Source organism: Streptomyces sp. MS06 (assembly GCF_047200655.1).
GTDB lineage: Bacteria > Actinomycetota > Actinomycetes > Streptomycetales > Streptomycetaceae > Streptomyces.
Map to the genome: position 1 here is coordinate 1 of NZ_JBJZOJ010000076.1, position 18518 is coordinate 18518.

The following is an 18518-nucleotide window of genomic DNA, read 5'->3' on the forward strand; positions in this document are numbered from 1 at the left end:
TACGTCTACCTCGACGCCACCTACCTCAAGGCCCGCGTCGACCACCAGATCGCCTCCCGCGCCGTCGTCATCGCCACCGGCGTCACCGAGGACGGCGGCCGCGAAGTCCTCGGCCTCATGGTCGGCGACAGCGAGAACGAGACCTTCTGGACCACCTTCCTACGTGACCTGCGCAAACGCGGCCTCAACGGGGTCCGCCTCGTCATCTCCGACCAGCACCTCGGCCTGGTCGCCGCCATCGCCAAGGTCATGATCGGAGCTGCACACCAGCGCTGCCGCGTTCACTGGACCCGTACGCGAACAAGGTGTTGCTTCCTGAGCCCGGTCTCGTTGACCTGGTATGGCGATCAAGGACGCGGTGCTGGCTCAACTCGCTGTTCGATTCGAGGTGTTGCTGCCCCATCTGAACGAGCGGCAACGTCGGATCGCACTCGCGACTGAGGCGAGATTGCTGGGCCACGGCGGGGTGCGGGCCGTGGCCAGGATCGCCGGGGCGAGCGAGAGCACCGTACGCAAGGGTGTCTTCGAGTTGGAGGCGGGTGCCGAGTTGCTGGCGGAAGGTCGGATCCGTAGGCCGGGCGGCGGGCGCAAGAGCGCGACCGAGCTGGATCCGGGGCTGCTGCCCGCCCTGTTGAGCCTGGTCGAGCCGGACGAGCGTGGCGATCCGATGTCGCCGCTGCGCTGGACGACGAAGTCACTGCGGCGTCTTGCGGCGGAGCTCACGAGGCGAGGGCACCGTGTCTCGCCGGTGACCGTCGGCCGGCTTCTGCGGGAGAGCGGCTTCAGCCTGCAGGCGAACGCCAAGACGCTGGAAGGAGACCAGCATCCGGATCGGGACGCGCAGTTCCACTACATCAACGATCAGGTCAAGGTGTTCCAGGCCGCGGGCGAGCCGGTGATCAGTGTCGACGCCAAGAAGAAGGAGATGCTCGGGCAGCTGCCGAACACTGGACGCGAGTGGCGGCCCAAGGGCGATCCGGTCCGGGTCGAGGATCACAGCTTCTTCACCGGGCCGAAGGGCGAGACCGCGATCCCCTACGGTGTCTACGACCTGGCCGCTGACACCGGATGGGTCAGCGTCGGAGTCGATCACAACACCTCTGCCTTCGCCGTGGCCACGATCCGCCGCTGGTGGCAGGCCCGCGGCCAGCTCGACTACCCGGCCGCCACCCGGCTGCTGATCACCGCGGACGCGGGCGGCTCCAACAGCTACCGCTACCGCGCCTGGAAAGCGGAACTGGCCGCCCTCGCCACCGACACAGGGCTGGCGATCACGGTCTGCCACTTTCCGCCCGGCACTTCGAAGTGGAACAAGATCGAGCACCGGCTCTTCTCCCACATCACCATGAACTGGCGCGGCAGGCCGCTGACCAGCCACGAAGTCATCGTGAACGCGATCGCCTCCACCACCACCCGCAGCGGGCTGCGCGTCCGGGCCGAGCTCGACACCCGGTCCTACCCGCTCGGCGTCGCCATCAGCAAGGCCCGCATGAAAGCCCTGCCCCTGGAACCCCACAAGGCTCGCGGCAGCTGGAACTACACGCTCCATCCCGCGCCCCTGACCACCACGGAGCCGCCACCGCCGGGAAGCGGGCCGACTTCAGCCGTGCCGGGACGCAGAAAAGTCCTGGACCTGCTGGACGACCCCCGCCTGACCGGGATGAGCGCAACCGAACTCGACGATGTGACGGCTCGGCTCGCCCCCGCCCAGGAGGCGGAGCGCGAGCGGCGTTGCTTCCAGCAGCGGGGCGGACCGCGTCGCAAGGCGGCCGCCGACCACGGCAAGCCCCTCTTCACCGGCCGCGACCGCATCCTGCTGACCCTCCTCTACCTGCGTCAGGTCTGTCCCCAACGCGTCCTCGCGGAAATGCTGGAGGTCACCGACCGGGTCATCAGCCCGGTGATCACCGAGACCCGCCGCCTCCTGGACGGCCACAAGGTCAAGGTGGAACCGACAACACTGCTGTTCACCGAACCGGACCAACTGATCGGATTCCTCGACACCGGGGCCCTTCCCGCCCGAAGCCGCACCTCGCTGCCCGAAGAGCTCTGCGATCCGGCCCTGACCGGGATGAGCCGCACGGACCTGCAGGAACTCATCGAACGCCTCGCACCCCGCCAGGCCGCCCTCGCCGAGGGGCGCCGTCACACCCAGCGCGGCAGACCGCGCCAACCGGGCACCCGCGGCGGCGTGTTCGCCCAGAAGATCACCGACCCGGAACGTGTCCTGGTAACCGTCCTGTTCCACCGTCGCGTCTGCACCGGTGAAGTACTGGCCGAACTGTTCCAGGTGAACCGGAGCACCATCGGCAACGCCTTCCGCGACGTCCGCCCCCTCCTCGATGCGGATGGGTTCCACCTGCCACCGGCCCCGGTCAAGCACCACACCGCCGAATCCCTGCTCGCCTCCATCTCGACGACAAAACAGTCGAGTTGATTCTTTACGGGTCCACTTCGTCCGCAACGTCTTCTCGGTGATCCCCAAGCAGCACGCCGAAATGGCCGCCGCGACCATCCGCACGATCTTCGCCCAGCCCGACGCCGTCTCGGTCCGCACCCAGCTCGACACCGTCGCCGACGCCTTCGGCAAGCAGTTCCCCAAGGTGAAGCAGATGCTCCTCGATGCCAAGGACGAACTGACCGCCTTCGCCGACTTCCCCCACCAGCACTGGAAGAAGATCCAGTCGACCAACCCACTGGAGCGCTTAAACCGCGAGGTCAAACGCCGGGCCGACGTCGTCCAGGTCTTCCCCAACGACGCCGCCGTCGAACGCCTCGCCACCGCCGTCCTGATCGAACTGCACGATGAGTGGATCACCTTCCCCCGCCGTTACCTCTCCAACGAGAGCATGGACAGCCTCTATCCGGACAAGACCGCTCTGCTACCCGCCACCGACGAATGATCGCTTACACCACGCCAAGGGGCACGACCACACCGGGATTCCGAACACCGAGTGAGTCGCCTGCCGTAGTCCGAGGGCGGCGGCTGGCACTCGATCACGCTGCGTTGATCCTCCACGGCGGTGACAGGTGCCGTTCCCGCAGCGGATGAGAAAACATGTTGGCCGGCTGCCGGTGAGCTGCGAAGATGCGTCTGGTCCAGCCGGAGGAAATTTGTTCGTTTTCGTGTGCGCGGGATGCGGTGCCGAGTTGACCATTCCGCTGTCCCAGGTCTCACTGCCGGTCCACGCACGTCAGCAGTACGGGAACGGGGCCCAGCTTCCGGTGCTCATGGAGGCAGGGACGTTTGCCGTGGACCCGGATCCCTGGGGAGGGCCGTGGCGGCTGTGGGACGAGACTGATCCGGGCGAGGCTGAGGCACGCGGCATCTACGCGCCGGTCCACGCCCTGTCCCACGGCACGACCGGGGCGATTGTCATCGCGCCCGGTGATATCCGTGGAACCCGGCTGATTCCTGAGAAGCGTGGCGGTGCCTGCTGTGGCCTCGACGGGGCCGACGGGCCCAACATGGCCTGCGAGGCATGCGACCTCCCCGTGGCAACCAGGGTCGACGATTGCTCGCTCTGGCAGATGGTGCGACTCGGCTCGGATGTTGTGCACCGCGTCCCCGTTGACGGTATCCACGCCGCGCCCCTCTCCTGGGCGGAGCTGGCAGAGACGGGGGAGAAAACGCCCCCGTTCGAGCCGATCGCCACGTGGGGAGGACGGCTGGGGCCGAACCACTACTGGTCGTGGAGTCCGCGATGGGAGGCGGCAGCCGGTCAGGCGCTCGCCCACCTGCTGATCGCCTCCCAGGGGCAGCCGGTGAAGGTCCCGGACGGCCTGACCGCGGACGTGTTCCAACGCGCGCTCGACGCCTTGCTGCCGGCAGACACCCTGAAGCGGCGCGCCGTCCTGGCCGGACCGGGACAGCCCTCCCCGGACGCGGGCGTCGACATCCTCCTCGTCCCCGTCCATCCCCAGACGGGCAGGACCTGGACCCCTGCCGACCCGGCCGCATCGGCATACCTGGTGCCCCTGCCGCTTGGGGTGTGGCTGTGGCTGGTCTCTCCCGAACGGAACTTGCCGGTTCCCGCGTCGGGCCGCATAGCCCAAGACGTCCTCCGCGACGACCCGCTGCCGCTGCTCCCCAACTACCTGTTCCGGGCCGACCGGGGAACGTTCCAACACACCTTGGTCCGGCTACCAGCCGTGCGCAGCCCGTGGCTGCGCACGATCCTCGAGAACCTCACGCAGAGCACCTCGGCTGGCCTCTTCTAACCGTCCGGCAATCGAACAACACCAGCCTCACGTGCTTCCTAAAGTGGTCGACATCTGCTGTCCGATCTTCTGACCCCGATCGTCAGAAGCGCGGGCCGACAGTGGGGTGTGAGACCAAGGCACAGGCCGCGATCTGCAGTTGTGCTTCCCATGCCGCCCCGTCGAGCCCCAGCGTGTACTCGATGCAGCACGCGCATGACGGGAGTAGCGCCAAGAATGCTTGCTCCTCAGCGGTCTCGACCTCGGTCTCCGACCACTCGCCCGATGCCAACTCGGCAAGATCGACCTCCCCGGCGACGAATCGCGCGGCCAGCCTGCGCAGCGCGTATCGTCGGGCCATGTAACGATCGGGCAGCCTGATCCCCAATTCTTGAAGAGCCTGCTCGAATATGCCACGGATGTCCCGGCGGTCCGCACGCCGCGGCAGACCGGCGAGCTCGCACAGGGCCGGCGCGTCCATTCCGACTGCGAGTGCCTGGGCAGCGGTCATCGGGAGGTCTTCCGGACACACCTGATCCGCCTGATACAGCCATGCTGCCTCCAGCAGGGGCGGATACGCGCTGTGGACAGGGCTGCCAGGATCGGATGTGTCGTCTATCGCTGCCATGATTCATACGATGCCAGCACGGCTCGCGAGAGAGCAGCGCGTCCGTGAAGGCGCTGGTCGGGCCAGTGACATCGGCGAGGTCGGCCAGCAGGCGGGATCCGGCGTGGCTGACCACCCCGTGACCGTCGGCCGACACGACGAGCTTGGGACGCGACCGGGTAGGGTGCACGCAGAAAGTGCCTTCCTGCTGGGATGACAGAGACCTTCGACAAGCCTCATCTTCCCAGCGCAGAAGGCACTTTCGCTGTTCCGCTCAAGATCCGGACACCGCCGCAAGCGAAACCCGCAGGTTAGAGGCATGAATCCCGCTCACCTGTCGTATCCGACACGGCAACGACATCCGCGCGCGGAATCCGACACGGGGAACGGGATCCCACACGAAACTCAGCCCCCGTACGCCCCCGAGGCGGTCAGCCGGAGGGCCGTGTCGATCAGCGGCACGTGGCTGAAGGCCTGCGGGAAGTTCCCGACCTGGCGCTGCAGCCGGGGGTCCCACTCCTCCGCGAGCAGCCCCAGGTCGTTGCGGAGCGAGAGCAGCTTCTCGAACAGCTTCCGCGCCTCGTCCACCCGCCCGATCATCGCCAGATCGTCCGCCATCCAGAACGAGCAGGCCAGGAAGGCGCCCTCGTCACCGGGCAGCCCGTCGACCCCTTCGCTCTCGCCCTCGGTGGGGTAGCGCAGGATGAAGCCGTCCGGCGTGGAGAGCTCGCGCTGGATCGCCTCGATCGTGCCGATGACCCGCTTGTCGTCGGGCGGCAGGAAGCCCATCTGCGGGATGAGCAGCAGCGACGCGTCCAGTTCCCTCGACCCGTACGACTGGGTGAAGGTGTTGCGCTCCTTGTCGTAGCCCTTCTCGCACACGTCCCGGTGGATGTCGTCGCGCAGCTCGCGCCACTGCTCCAGCGGGCCGTCCGCGTCCCCGGACTCGATCAGCTTGATCGTGCGGTCCACCGCCACCCAGGCCATGACCTTGGAGTGCACGAAGTGGCGCCGCGGGCCGCGCACCTCCCAGATGCCCTCGTCGGGCTCGTCCCAGTGCTTCTCCAGGTACTGGATCAGCTTGAGCTGGAGCAGCGAGGCGTAGTCGTTGCGGGCCAGGCCCGTCATGTGGCCCAGGTGCAGCGCCTCGGTCACCTCGCCGTACACGTCGAGCTGGAGCTGGTGCGCGGCGCCGTTGCCGACCCGGACCGGGGCGGAGTTCTCGTAGCCGGGAAGCCAGTCCAGTTCGGCCTCGCCGAGTTCGCGCTCCCCGGCGATGCCGTACATGATCTGCAGGTTCTCCGGGTCGCCGGCCACCGCCCGCAGCAGCCACTCGCGCCAGGCGCGGGCCTCCTCGCGGTAGCCGGTGCGCAGCAGCGAGGACAGGGTGATCGCCGCGTCGCGCAGCCAGGTGTAGCGGTAGTCCCAGTTGCGGACGCCGCCGATCTCCTCGGGCAGCGAGGTCGTGGGCGCCGCGACGATGCCGCCGGTGGGGGCGTAGGTCAGGGCCTTCAGGGTGATCAGGGAACGGATCACCGGCTCCCGGTACGGGCCGTGGTAGGTGCACTGCTCGACCCAGTCGCGCCAGAAGTCCTCGGTCGCCTCCAGCGACTGGTCCGGCTCCGGCAGCGGCGGCGGCTCCTTGTGCGAGGGCCGCCAGGAGATGGTGAAGGCGAACCGGTCGCCCGGGCCCACGGTGAAGTCGGAGTACGTGGTCAGCGACTTGCCGTAGGTCTCGCAGTCGGTGTCGAACCAGACCGAGTCCGGGCCCGCCACGGCGACGGTCCGCCCGTCGTGCTTGTGGACCCAGGGGACCACCCGGCCGTAGGAGAACCGCATGCGCAGCGCCGAGCGCATCTGCACGCGGCCGGAGACGCCCTCCACGATCCGGACGACCTGCGGTGCGCCGTCGCGGGGCGGCATGAAGTCGGTCACCCGCACCGTGCCGCGCTGCGTGTCCCACTCCGACTCCAGCACCAGCGAGTCTCCCCGGTAGGCGCGCCGGTCGGCGGCGGGCGGCTCGGTATCCGGTGCGTGCGCCGGACCCAGCCGCCAGAAGCCGTGCTCCTCGTTGCCCAGCAGGCCCGCGAAGACGGCATGGGAGTCGAAGCGCGGCAGGCACAGCCAGTCGATCGTGCCGTCCCGGCAGACCAGCGCCGCGGTCTGCATGTCTCCGATGAGTGCGTAGTCTTCGATGCGCCCGGCCACGTGCAACTCCAGTCGAACGGCCACGCCGCCCCGCTCGCGGGGCTTCGCTAGTACGGTCAAGGGTCTTTGTTGATCATCGTTGAGCGGTGCAGCGAGGCAGCCGCTCGGCCACGGGGACAAAACGACGATTACTGCTCAACGAACTGACGAGCTCTCGTTGTTCCGGTGGTGTACAGGCGAGGGGTGTTGCCGTGGTATCCGACCGGGCTCGGCAGCGAGTGTCCGAGCAGGATACGACGCACCCAGATGATCTGTGTGCTGCTCCGGGCAACGCGCGTGGGCCGAACGGGTGAGCAGGGGGTGAGCAGGGGGTGAGAGGGGGGTGAGAGGGGCATGTCGGTGCCCGCGCGTGTGCGCAGCGTGGCCGGGAGTCGCCGCCCTGAAGCGCTGATACCCTGGTAGCCCGTGGACCGGTGGGCGCCCCTCCCCGGAGGGGAACATCCGAAATGGCACCCCGGAACCGCAGCGACGGCTCCTCCGGACGATCCCGGTCGGCAAGCCGTACCGCACCTCCAGACCGAGACCACGGGAGCCCTCTCTTGGCCATGCCGCCCAAATCCACGACGACCAAGCACATCTTCGTCACCGGGGGTGTCGCCTCCTCTCTCGGCAAGGGCCTGACGGCCTCCAGCCTCGGCATGCTGCTCAAGGCGCGGGGCCTGCGCGTCGTCATGCAGAAGCTCGACCCGTACATCAACGTCGACCCGGGCACGATGAACCCCTTCCAGCACGGTGAGGTGTTCGTCACCAACGACGGCGCCGAGACCGACCTGGACATCGGCCACTACGAGCGGTTCCTCGACCGCGACCTGGACGGCTCCGCCAACGTCACCACGGGCCAGGTGTACTCCACGGTGATCGCCAAGGAGCGCCGGGGCGAGTACCTGGGCGACACGGTGCAGGTCATCCCGCACATCACCAACGAGATCAAGCACCGCATCCGCCGGATGGCGACGGACGAGGTGGACGTGGTGATCACCGAGGTCGGCGGCACGGTCGGGGACATCGAGTCGCTGCCGTTCCTGGAGACCGTCCGCCAGGTCCGCCACGAGGTCGGCCGGGACAACGTCTTCGTCGTCCACATCTCGCTCCTCCCCTACATCGGGCCGTCGGGCGAGCTGAAGACGAAGCCCACCCAGCACTCGGTCGCCGCACTGCGCAACATCGGCATCCAGCCGGACGCGATCGTGCTGCGCTGCGACCGCGAGGTGCCGACCGCGATCAAGCGCAAGATCTCCCTGATGTGCGACGTCGACGAGGCCGCCGTCGTCGCCTGCCCGGACGCCCGTTCGATCTACGACATCCCGAAGACCGTGCACGGCGAGGGCCTGGACGCCTATGTGGTCCGCAAGCTGGACCTGCCGTTCCGCGACGTGGACTGGACGACCTGGGACGACCTGCTGCAGCGCGTCCACAAGCCGGACCACGAGGTGACCCTCGCCCTGGTCGGCAAGTACATCGACCTTCCCGACGCCTACCTGTCGGTCACCGAGGCGCTGCGCGCGGGCGGCTTCGCCCACCGCACCCGGGTGAAGATCAAGTGGGTCACCTCGGACGACTGCAAGACCCCCGCCGGCGCCAAGGCGCAGCTCGCCGACGTGGACGGCATCTGCATCCCGGGCGGTTTCGGCGACCGCGGCGTGCTCGGCAAGGTGGGCGCCATCCGCTACGCCCGCGAGAACCGGATCCCGCTGCTCGGTCTCTGCCTGGGCCTGCAGTGCATCGTCATCGAGGCGGCCCGCCACCTGGCCGACATCGGCGACGCCAACTCCACCGAGTTCGACCCGGCCACCGGCCACCCGGTGATCTCCACCATGGCCGAGCAGCTCGACATCGTGGCCGGCGAGGGCGACATGGGCGGCACGATGCGGCTGGGCATGTACCCGGCCAAGCTGGCCGAGGGCTCCCTGGTGCGCGAGGTGTACGACGGCAAGGAGTACGTCGAGGAGCGGCACCGCCACCGCTACGAGGTGAACAACGCCTACCGCGCCGAGCTGGAGAAGAAGGCCGGTCTGGTGTTCTCCGGCACCTCCCCGGACGGCAAGCTCGTCGAGTACGTCGAGTACCCGCGCGACGTGCACCCGTACCTGGTCGCCACCCAGGCGCACCCCGAACTGCGTTCGCGGCCGACCCGCCCGCACCCGCTGTTCGCCGGGCTGGCCAGGGCGGCCGTCGAGCGCCAGGGGGGCGCGGTGCCGAAGACGTCCGAGTGACACACGAGTTGTACGGTGGCCGGGGCGCGCCCGTTCAGTCGGCGGGGCCCCGGCCGCACGTGCGCATGTGGGAGGACACGGCATGACCATCCAGGACGCTCCCGAGGAGTGGGAGATCCGGGCGACCGCGACGCCCTTCCGGGGCAAGAAGACCTCCGTGCGCACCGACGAGGTCGTCATGCCCGACGGATCGGTCGCCACCCGCGACTACCAGGTCCACCCCGGTTCGGTCGCCGTCCTCGCCGTCGACGAGGCGGACCGCGTCGTCGTCGTCAACCAGTACCGCCACCCCGTGCGCCGCAGGCTGTGGGAGATCCCGGCCGGGCTGCTCGACGTGCCCGGCGAGGACCCGCTGCAGGCCGCGCAGCGGGAGCTGTACGAGGAGGTCCACGTCAAGGCCGAGGACTGGCGGGTGCTCACCGACGTGTACACCACGCCCGGCGGCTGCGACGAGGCGGTGCGGGTCTTCCTCGCCCGCGACCTGTCCGAGGCGGCGGGGGAGCGCTTCGAGGTCGAGCACGAGGAGGCCGACATGGAGGTCAGGCGCGTACCGCTGGCGGACCTGGTCCGCGGTGTGCTCGCCGGCGAGCTGCAGCACAGCGCCCTCGCCGTCGGCGTGCTGGCGCTGGCGGCGGCGCGGCAGGGCGACGGCCCGGACGCCCTGCGCCCGGCCGGGGCGCCGTGGCCCGCGCGCCCCTTCGAGGCCTGAGCCCCGCCCCCGTCCCACCCCCCCGCTGCGGTGTGACGATCGCCTGATCCGATCGGGCGATCTCCCCGCCGCGCTCCGCCGGGAACGTCGCAGAGCGTGAACTAGGCTCGACGCGAACGAGCCGACAAACAGGGCAGCGCCCGGCCCGGGGCTCCGGCCGGCGCTGCGCGCGCGGTGGGACGGGAGTGTGGCCCGTGACGGACCAGGCGGTGGAGGCAGGCGACGCGCGGGTGCCCGCGCACCCGCCCGCGCAGAGCGAGTTCCTGGGCCGGACAAGGGAGTTGAAGGAGCTGCGCGCCGACATCGAGCGCGCCGGCCTGGACACCCTCTCCGGCCGGAAGGCCCCCCGCGCCCGGGTCCTGCTCATCGCGGGCCGGCCCGGCTCCGGTCGCACCGCCCTCGCCGGGGAGCTCGCCCGGCAGGTGGCCGGGCGGTACCCCGGCGGGGTGCTGAGGGCCCGGCTGAGCGAGCCCGACGGCACCCCCGTCCCGCTCGCCCGCACCGCGCGGGAACTCCTCACCGCCCTCGGCCTGCCGACGGTGCCCGGCGCCGCCGAGGACGACCTGACCGCCGAGCTGCGGTCCGCGCTCGCCGACCGGAGCGTCCTGCTGCTGCTCGACGACGCGGCGAGTGCCGAGCAGGTCGACGCGCTGCTCCCGGACAACCCCGACTGCCTGGCCGTCGCCGTCTCCGCCGGTCCGCTGACCGGCATCCTCGACGTCCGGCCCTGCACTCCGGGCGGCCTGGACATCAAGTCCGGACTGGAACTGCTGTCCCGGCGGATCGGCTCGGTCCGCGTCACCGTCGACCCCCGGTCGGCGGAGGTCCTGGTCGAGGAGTGCCGTGCCCAGCCCGCGGCGCTGGAACTGGCCGGCGGCTGGCTCGCCGCCCGCCCCAAGGCCGCCGTCGCCGACCTCGCCAAGCAGCTGCGCAGCCTGCGCGGCGAACTCGACGAGGCCACGCCCCTGGCCAGGGTCTTCCGGCTGGCGCACACGGGGCTGACCGCCCCCACCGCCCGGATACTGCGACTGCTCAGCCTCGCCCCGGCCGGTCACGTCGACCCGCACACCGCCTCCGCGCTCGCCGGCTGCTCGGTCGGCGGCGCCCGCGCCACCCTCGACGAACTGGTCGCCCTCGGCCTGCTGCGCGCCGTCGACTCGCCGCTGCCGCAGTACGAGGTCCCCGCCTGCCTGCACCCCCTGCTGCGGTCCCTCGCCGAGACCCGGGACCGCCCGGCCGAGCTGCAGCTCGCGCGCGCCCGGATGCTGGAGCGCACCGTGCGGCTGCTGCACTCCTGCCGGGCGATCACCGAGACCGGCAACCCGCAGGTCCGCGCGAAACTCCTGGGCACGCCCAGGGCGCTGCGCTTCCCCACTCCCCGGGCGGCCGAGGAGTGGCTGACCGTCCGACGGCCCGCGCTGCTGGCCGCCGCCCGGCTCGCGGTCGCCGACGGCGAGCTGGACACGCTGGCCCGCCGTCTGATGTCGCAGCTCGTCAGGGCGATGGTGGCGCACGTCGGCACGCAGGCCGCCGCCTCCGACCTGTACGACGTCCACCGCCTGGTCCTGGACGTCGCCGAGCGGCGCGGGCTGCCCCGCGAGAAGGCCGCGGCCCTGCTGAACCTGGGCGACCTCGACGCGCGGACCGGACGGACGCCCCAGGCGCTGGCGCGGTACCGGGCGGCGCTGGACGCCGGACGGGCGGCCGACGATCCGTACGCCACCGGTCGCGCGATGGAATCCGTGGGCGGGGCCCATCTGGAGCTCGGGGACTACGACCGGGCCGCCGACTGGTTCGGCCGCGCACTCGCCCAGCGCCTCGCCCGCGAGGAGGGCGCCGACGCCGCCCGGCTTTACGGCCGCATCGCCGCCGCGCACACCTACGCCGGCCGTTACGGCGAGGCGCTGCGGAACTGGCGGGCGGCCGCGGCCGGACACCGCAGGTGCGGCGATGTGGCCGCGCAGGCGCGGGCGTTGAGCGAGCTGGCCCGGGTGCAGGAGTACGCAGGGCGCCCCGAGGAGTCGCTGCGCACCTGCCAGGAGGCGATGGAGTGGGCGCGTCGCGCCGACGACCTGCGGTTGCAGGCCGCGGTGCACCTCCGCCTCGCCGACACCCTGGAGCATCTCGGCGACCCCGCGGCCGCCGCCCTCCACCGCGCAGCGGCCGGGCGCATGCTGGAAGAGGGCCCCGCGGCGGGCCCGGACGGAGGCCGGAAGGCGGAACGCGGTTCTAACGCCTGCGAAATCCGCAGTGCATCCAGTGAAGATTGATGCAATGAAAGGCTAGACACAGAGAACACCTTCATTAGACTGGCTCTGCCGCACGTTCTCCTGCGGTGCATCCCGGTGTGCCCGAGCGCACCCGGATATGCGTGTAATGCCCCATACCCTGAGCCAAGGACCGTGATCGACGTGAAGGTCGGTATCCCCCGCGAGGTCAAGAACAACGAGTTCCGGGTGGCCATCACCCCCGCCGGTGTGCACGAGCTGGTGCGCCACGGCCACCAGGTCGTCATCGAGCGCGGTGCCGGGCTCGGCTCCTCGATCACGGACGACGAGTACGTGGCCGCCGGTGCGGGCATCCTGGACACCGCCGACGAGGTCTGGGCGACCGCCGACCTGCTGCTGAAGGTCAAGGAGCCCATCGCCGAGGAGTACCACCGCCTCCGCAAGGACCAGACCCTCTTCACCTACCTGCACCTGGCGGCGTCCAAGGAGTGCACCGACGCCCTCCTGGAGTCCGGCACCACGGCGATCGCCTACGAGACCGTCGAGCTGCCCAACCGCGCGCTGCCGCTGCTGGCGCCGATGTCGGAGGTCGCGGGCCGGCTCGCCCCGCAGGTCGGCGCCTACCACCTGATGCGCGCGGCCGGCGGCCGCGGGGTCCTGCCGGGCGGCGTGCCGGGCGTGCAGGCCGGGAGGGCCGTCGTCATCGGCGGCGGCGTCTCCGGCTGGAACGCCGCGCAGATCGCTCTCGGCATGGGCTTCCACGTCACCCTGCTCGACAAGGACATCAACAAGCTCAGGGAAGCCGACAAGATCTTCGGCACGAAGATCCAGACCGTCGTCTCCAACGCCTTCGAGCTGGAGAAGGCCTGCCTGGAGGCCGACCTCGTCATCGGCGCCGTCCTCATCCCCGGAGCCAAGGCCCCGAAGCTGGTCACCAACGAGCTGGTGTCCCGGATGAAGCCCGGAAGTGTCCTTGTCGACATCGCGATCGATCAGGGCGGCTGCTTCGAGGACTCCCGCCCGACCACGCACGCCGAGCCGACCTTCCCGGTCCACGAATCGGTCTTCTACTGCGTCGCCAACATGCCCGGCGCGGTGCCGAACACCTCCACCTACGCGCTGACCAACGCCACGCTGCCGTACATCGTGTCGCTCGCCGACAACGGCTGGGCGGAGGCGCTGCGCCGGGACCCGGCGCTGGCCAGGGGCCTCAACACCCACGAGGGCAAGGTCGTCTACCGGGAGGTCGCCGAGGCGCACGGCCTGGAGCACGTGGAGCTCCGCACCCTGCTCGGCTGAACCGCCGACCAAGTCGCCGTACCGCGAAGGCGATACGTCAACACGGTTCGTCAACCCCGCACGCCCGGCCGGACCTTGCCGACAAGGTCCGGCCGGATGTGTGTATGGTCACTTTGCGGCTCTCGGTCAACTCGCCTCGAACGTAACCCTTATATCGATTCGTACACCGGTGAAACCTGCCGTGCGACGGCCGTACGCCCTTGACAGAGGGATGTTTCATTGCCGACACATCAGGCCGGGTCCGAGTGATTGTGTTGCTGCGGACGCCCGACACGCCATAGAGTCGCCAACCGTCGGCATGGTGCCACGCTGACCTGTCTAGAAGTTTCCTGGTCACCAAGGAGGTAAGACGACTTGTGAATGAGTCGACATTTTCTCCGGGGGGTGGTCAACCAGGGACGCCTGCACGGGGCCAGGGCCCCACGGGGCTCGAGGCTGTCGGCTCCGTCGCTGTCCGCACCTTCGCAGCCCACCAGAGCCAAGCCAGCCCCCACGCGGCTCTGTCAGCACACCAGAGCATGGACGGTCATCACGTGAACGCCATGGCCGGCGACGGAAGTGGCGCGCCCCACAACCACTTCGCCGACTACGACGAACTGCCCGACGGGCACTTCTACGACCCCGACGCCGAGTACGAGCCGGATCCGGAGTACGCGGCCACCCTCGCGCCCGACGCGGCCCGCCAGCGCCGCGAGCGGATCGGCCCGACCGGACGCCCGCTGCCGTACTTCCCGATCCCGGGCCCGCTGACCGACCACGGCCCCGCGAAGATCATCGCGATGTGCAACCAGAAGGGCGGCGTGGGCAAGACGACGTCGACCATCAACCTGGGCGCGGCGCTCGCGGAGTACGGACGCCGGGTACTGCTCGTCGACTTCGACCCCCAGGGCGCCCTCTCGGTCGGCCTCGGCGTCAACCCCATGGAGCTCGACCTCACCGTCTACAACCTGCTCATGGAGCGGGGCATGGCGGCGGACGAGGTGCTGCTCAAGACGGCGGTCCCCAACATGGACCTGCTGCCGAGCAACATCGACCTCTCCGCGGCCGAGGTCCAGCTGGTCAGTGAGGTGGCCCGCGAGTCCACGCTGCAGCGCGCCCTCAAGCCGCTGCTGCCCGACTACGACTACATCGTGATCGACTGCCAGCCGTCCCTCGGCCTGCTGACGGTCAACGCCCTCACCGCCGCGCACAAGGTGATCGTGCCGCTGGAGTGCGAGTTCTTCGCGCTGCGCGGTGTCGCGCTGCTGACGGAGACCATCGAGAAGGTCCAGGAACGGCTCAACCCGGAGCTGGAGCTCGACGGGATCCTGGCCACCATGTACGACTCGCGCACGGTGCACAGCCGCGAGGTCCTCGCGCGCGTCGTCGAGGCGTTCGACGACCACGTCTACCACACGGTCATCGGGCGCACGGTCCGCTTCCCGGAGACCACGGTCGCCGGTGAGCCGATCACCACCTACGCCTCCAACTCCGTCGGCGCCGCCGCCTATCGCCAGCTCGCCAGGGAGGTGCTCGCCCGGTGTCACGCCGAGTGAGTCTGCCCGGGGCCGACGAACTCTTCCGTACGACAGGGGGAATGGCGCTCCAGCCGTCCGCTCCCCGGCGCCCGGCCAACGGCGAGGCCCGGGTTCCCGCTCCCGCCGGAGAGAGCGACCCGGCCCCCGCCGCCGCACCCGAGGACGCGCCGCAGTCGGTGCCCGCGCAGGCCGGTGACGGCGAGGGCGCGGAGCACGCGGCGGCCGAGGCCGAGCCTGGTGCCGCGTCAGGCGGGTCCCGCAGCCGGGACGCTACGGCGGAGCGGCCCGCACGACGCAAGTCCGCCCAGCAGGAAGGTTCTGCCGCCGCCGGGCAGGCGCGGCGGCGCGGGCGGGCCGCCCGCCGCCCCAGCGGGCGCGAGCGCCACGACGAGAAGATCACCGTCTACGTCTCCGCCGAGGAGCTCATGGACCTGGAGCACGCCCGCCTGGTGCTCCGCGGCGAGCACGGTCTGGCCGTCGACCGCGGACGCATCGTCCGCGAGGCCGTCGCCGTGGTCCTCGCCGACCTGGAGAGCCGCGGGGACGCCAGCATCCTGGTACGGCGGCTGCGCGGCAGATAGCCACCTCGGCGCCGCTTGGAGGTAGCCTGCCCAGGCCATGACCTCGAAAGACGCCTCAGCCTCCGGCGGCGCGGCCGGCCGGCGGCGCACGCTGGGCAGGGGCCCGGGCGTCCACCCCGCTCCGGTCGCCCCGCCGCCTCCGCCCGGCCCCGCCGAGCCCCCGGGTGCCGACCCGGCACCGGAGGCACCCGAGCGCGCCATGCCCGAACCGGGCGTGCGGGGGCCGGACGCATCCGAACCGGCCGTACCCGAGCCGTCCGCATCGGAGCCGTCCGCACCGGGACCGGACGCATCGGGACCGGACGCATCGGGACCGGATGCACCGGAGCCGTCCGCACCGGGGCAGGGCGCCCCGGAGGGCGTGCCGGCCGCGCCGCCCGTCGGCGGGCCGCAGGCCGCCGGGGAGCCGGAGCAGCCCGCCGAGGGCGTGTTCACGGTCCGGCTGACCAACTTCGAGGGCCCCTTCGACCTGCTCCTCCAGTTGATCTCCAAGCACAAGCTGGACGTCACCGAGGTCGCGCTGTCCAGGGTGACCGACGAGTTCATGGCCCACATCCGGGCGCTGGGGCCGGACTGGGACCTGGACGAGACGACCGAGTTCCTCGTCGTCGCCGCCACGCTGCTCGATCTCAAGGCCGCCCGGCTGCTGCCCGCCGCCGAGGTGGAGGACGAGGGCGACCTGGCCCTGCTGGAGGCCCGCGACCTGCTGTTCGCGCGGCTGCTCCAGTACCGCGCGTACAAGGAGATCGCGGACATCTTCGGCCGCCGCCTGCAGGACGAGTCCCGGCGCCTGCCGCGCACCGTGGGACTGGAGCCGCACCACGCCGAGCTGCTGCCCGAGGTCGTGCTCAGCATCGGGGCGGAGGGCCTGGCCAGGCTCGCGGTCAGGGCGATGCAGCCCAAACCCGAGCCGCAGGTGTACGTCGACCACATCCACGCACCCCTGGTCAGCGTGCAGGAGCAGGCCGGGCTGGTGGTGGCGCGGCTGAGGCAGCTCGGCGAGGCCAGCTTCCGGGCGCTGGTCGAGGACACCGACGACACCCTCACCGTCGTGGCCCGCTTCCTCGCGCTGCTGGAGCTGTACCGGGAGAAGGCCGTCGCGCTGGACCAGGAGACCGCGCTCGGCGAGCTGACGGTGCGCTGGACCGGCGGGGACGGGGAAGTGCGGACCAGGGTGACCGACGAGTTCGACCGGCCGCCGCAGCGGGCCGAGGAGGAGGAGAAGGCGTGAGCGAGCACACCACCGGCCGCGCCGGACCGCCGACCGGGACCGACGCGGTCGCCGGCCTCGACCTCAAGCCCGCCCTGGAGGCGGTCCTGATGGTCGTGGACGAGCCCGCCGCCGAGGACCACCTCGCCCGGATCCTCGACCGGCCCCGACGGCAGGTCGCGGACGCCCTGCGGGAACTCGCGGACGAGTACACGGTGCAGGGCCGCGGCTTCGAGCTGCGGTTCGTCGCGGGCGGCTGGCGCTTCTACAGCCGCGCCGAGTACGGCGCGGCCGTGGAACGCCTGGTGCTGGACGGGCAGACCGCCCGCCTCACCCGGGCCGCGCTGGAGACCCTCGCCGTGGTCGCCTACCGGCAGCCGGTCAGCCGCAGCCGGGTCTCGGCGGTGCGCGGGGTGAACTGCGACGGGGTCATGCGCACCCTGCTCCAGCGCGGTCTCGTCGAGGAGGCGGGCACGGAACCCGAATCAGGTGCGATCCTGTACAGGACGACGAACTACTTCCTGGAGCGGATGGGCCTGCGAGGCCTGGACGAGCTCCCCGAGCTCGCGCCGTTCCTCCCGGAGGCGGAGGCGATCGAGGCCGAGACCCAGGAAGGGGTGCCGTCGTTCGACCCGGACGCTCCCGACGACGTCCCGGGAAGGCGCCCGGCCAGCCCGGGCGCCTACGACGAAGACGACCAGACGGAACACTGATGCGAAGCAGCGGCAAGAGCGGCGGGCGCGGTAACCACCGCGGGGCCGGCAAAGACAGGGACCAGAAGCAGGGGCAGGGCCGCCCCCGCAGGCCCCGCCCCGAGGAGCGCCGCTACGACGTGGGCCCCGGCGCCACCAAGGACGGCCCGAAGTCGGGGCGCGGCGCGGACGGTGCCGGGCGGCGCGGCCGCCCCGCGCCGTCCCGACCCCGTGAGTACGAGGCGCAGATCGAGGAGCGCAACCGGCAGCGGTACGCGGGCCGCAAGGACGTGAAACCGCCGAAGACCTTCCCCGGCGCCGAACAGGAGGGCGAGCGGCTGCAGAAGGTCCTGGCCCGCGCGGGCTTCGGCTCCCGCCGCGCCTGCGAGGACCTGATCGACCAGGCCCGGGTCGAGATCAACGGCGAGATCGTCACCGAGCAGGGCCGACGGGTGGACCCGGAGAAGGACGAGATCCGGGTCGACGGGCTGACGGTGGCCACCCAGCGTTACCAGTTCTTCTCACTGAACAAGCCGGCGGGCGTGGTCTCCACCATGGAGGACCCCGAGGGCCGCCAGTGCCTCGGGGACTACGTCACCAACCGCGAGACCCGGCTGTTCCACGTGGGGCGGCTCGACACCGAGACCGAGGGCGTCATCCTGCTCACCAACCACGGCGAGCTGGCCCACCGGCTGACCCACCCGAAGTACGGGGTGAAGAAGACCTACCTCGCGCACATCGTCGGCCCGATCCCGCGCGACCTGGGCAAGCGCCTGAAGGACGGGATCCAGCTGGAGGACGGGTACGCGCGCGCGGACCACTTCCGCGTCGTGGAGCAGACCGGCAAGAACTACCTCGTCGAGGTGACCCTGCACGAGGGCCGCAAGCACATCGTGCGCCGGATGCTCGCCGAGGCCGGCTTCCCCGTCGACAAGCTGGTGCGGACCTCCTTCGGCCCGATCACCCTGGGCGACCAGAAGTCGGGCTGGCTGCGCCGCCTGTCCAACACCGAGGTCGGCATGCTGATGCAGGAGGTCGACCTGTAGGCGGGCGC

13 protein-coding genes and 2 pseudogenes are annotated in these 18518 nt (G+C 70.8%); 13 read left to right on the forward strand and 2 right to left on the reverse strand.

The window, feature by feature from the left end:
* The 4 genes and pseudogenes from ACL02U_RS29230 to ACL02U_RS29245 form a co-directional block, all read left to right on the forward strand.
* A pseudogene (locus ACL02U_RS29230) lies at positions 1-294 on the forward strand (transposase); the annotation flags it as partial.
* 46 nt (positions 295-340) lie between these two features.
* Positions 341-2437 (forward strand): ISAzo13 family transposase, encoded by a 2097-nt coding sequence (locus ACL02U_RS29235; RefSeq protein WP_412793991.1) that lies wholly within the window; start codon positions 341-343, stop codon positions 2435-2437.
* A 7-nt stretch (positions 2438-2444) separates the two neighbouring features.
* Positions 2445-2903 (forward strand): annotated as a pseudogene (locus ACL02U_RS29240) (transposase); the annotation flags it as partial.
* 211 nt (positions 2904-3114) lie between these two features.
* A complete protein-coding gene (locus ACL02U_RS29245) occupies positions 3115-4221 on the forward strand; it encodes a hypothetical protein (protein ID WP_412793992.1) in 1107 nt (368 codons plus the stop codon).
* Positions 4222-4303: 82 nt separating this feature from the next.
* Here the strand turns inward: ACL02U_RS29245 and ACL02U_RS29250 are convergent, their stop codons facing one another.
* Together ACL02U_RS29250 and ACL02U_RS29255 are read right to left on the reverse strand one after the other, a co-directional pair.
* Positions 4304-4828: a hypothetical protein gene (locus ACL02U_RS29250; protein WP_412794019.1), complete on the reverse strand. Its 525-nt coding sequence runs from the start codon at positions 4826-4828 to the stop codon at positions 4304-4306.
* 384 nt (positions 4829-5212) lie between these two features.
* Positions 5213-7015 carry a glycoside hydrolase family 15 protein gene (locus tag ACL02U_RS29255; protein WP_412794017.1) on the reverse strand — a complete coding sequence of 601 codons (1803 nt, stop codon included), beginning with the start codon at positions 7013-7015 and terminating at the stop codon, positions 5213-5215.
* A gap of 545 nt (positions 7016-7560) precedes the next feature.
* Between ACL02U_RS29255 and ACL02U_RS29260 the strand changes: the two genes are divergently transcribed.
* The 9 genes from ACL02U_RS29260 to ACL02U_RS29300 all read left to right on the forward strand — a co-directional run bounded on the left by ACL02U_RS29260 (position 7561) and on the right by ACL02U_RS29300 (position 18510).
* Positions 7561-9228: a CTP synthase gene (locus ACL02U_RS29260; protein ID WP_412793993.1), complete on the forward strand. Its 1668-nt coding sequence runs from the start codon at positions 7561-7563 to the stop codon at positions 9226-9228.
* A gap of 82 nt (positions 9229-9310) precedes the next feature.
* On the forward strand, positions 9311-9937 hold the full coding sequence (locus ACL02U_RS29265; protein WP_412793994.1) for an NUDIX domain-containing protein: 627 nt from the start codon (positions 9311-9313) through the stop codon (positions 9935-9937).
* A 194-nt stretch (positions 9938-10131) separates the two neighbouring features.
* Complete coding sequence (locus ACL02U_RS29270; protein ID WP_412793995.1) at positions 10132-12207, forward strand: tetratricopeptide repeat protein; 2076 nt, start codon at positions 10132-10134, stop codon at positions 12205-12207.
* A 132-nt stretch (positions 12208-12339) separates the two neighbouring features.
* The gene (gene ald / locus ACL02U_RS29275) at positions 12340-13464 is read left to right on the forward strand and encodes an alanine dehydrogenase (protein ID WP_412793996.1); all 1125 of its coding nucleotides are present in this window, start codon (positions 12340-12342) and stop codon (positions 13462-13464) included.
* A gap of 356 nt (positions 13465-13820) precedes the next feature.
* A complete protein-coding gene (locus ACL02U_RS29280; protein ID WP_412793997.1) occupies positions 13821-14999 on the forward strand; it encodes a ParA family protein in 1179 nt (392 codons plus the stop codon).
* Positions 14984-15562 (forward strand): hypothetical protein, encoded by a 579-nt coding sequence (locus ACL02U_RS29285; protein ID WP_412793998.1) that lies wholly within the window; start codon positions 14984-14986, stop codon positions 15560-15562. Before ACL02U_RS29280 ends, ACL02U_RS29285 begins: the two co-directional genes overlap by 16 nt.
* 37 nt (positions 15563-15599) lie before the next feature.
* Complete coding sequence (locus ACL02U_RS29290; protein ID WP_412793999.1) at positions 15600-16793, forward strand: segregation/condensation protein A; 1194 nt, start codon at positions 15600-15602, stop codon at positions 16791-16793.
* Positions 16790-17485, forward strand: a complete 696-nt coding sequence (gene scpB / locus ACL02U_RS29295) for an SMC-Scp complex subunit ScpB (protein WP_412794000.1) — start codon at positions 16790-16792, stop codon at positions 17483-17485. The genes ACL02U_RS29290 and scpB overlap by 4 nt, the downstream gene beginning before the upstream one ends.
* On the forward strand, positions 17485-18510 hold the full coding sequence (locus ACL02U_RS29300; protein WP_412794001.1) for a pseudouridine synthase: 1026 nt from the start codon (positions 17485-17487) through the stop codon (positions 18508-18510). The genes scpB and ACL02U_RS29300 overlap by 1 nt, the downstream gene beginning before the upstream one ends.
* The last annotated feature ends 8 nt before the right edge of the window (positions 18511-18518 follow it).

What these genes read in the sequence shown, in the direction of transcription:
- ACL02U_RS29235 (WP_412793991.1), top strand. Translation starts at nt 341, where the DNA reads ATGGCGATCAAGGACGCGGTGCTGGCTCAACTCGCTGTTCGATTCGAG.
- ACL02U_RS29250 (WP_412794019.1), bottom strand. Translation starts at nt 4,828, where the DNA reads ATGGCAGCGATAGACGACACATCCGATCCTGGCAGCCCTGTCCACAGC.
- ACL02U_RS29260 (WP_412793993.1), top strand. Translation starts at nt 7,561, where the DNA reads ATGCCGCCCAAATCCACGACGACCAAGCACATCTTCGTCACCGGGGGT.
- ACL02U_RS29265 (WP_412793994.1), top strand. Translation starts at nt 9,311, where the DNA reads ATGACCATCCAGGACGCTCCCGAGGAGTGGGAGATCCGGGCGACCGCG.
- ACL02U_RS29290 (WP_412793999.1), top strand. Translation starts at nt 15,600, where the DNA reads ATGACCTCGAAAGACGCCTCAGCCTCCGGCGGCGCGGCCGGCCGGCGG.
- ACL02U_RS29300 (WP_412794001.1), top strand. Translation starts at nt 17,485, where the DNA reads ATGCGAAGCAGCGGCAAGAGCGGCGGGCGCGGTAACCACCGCGGGGCC.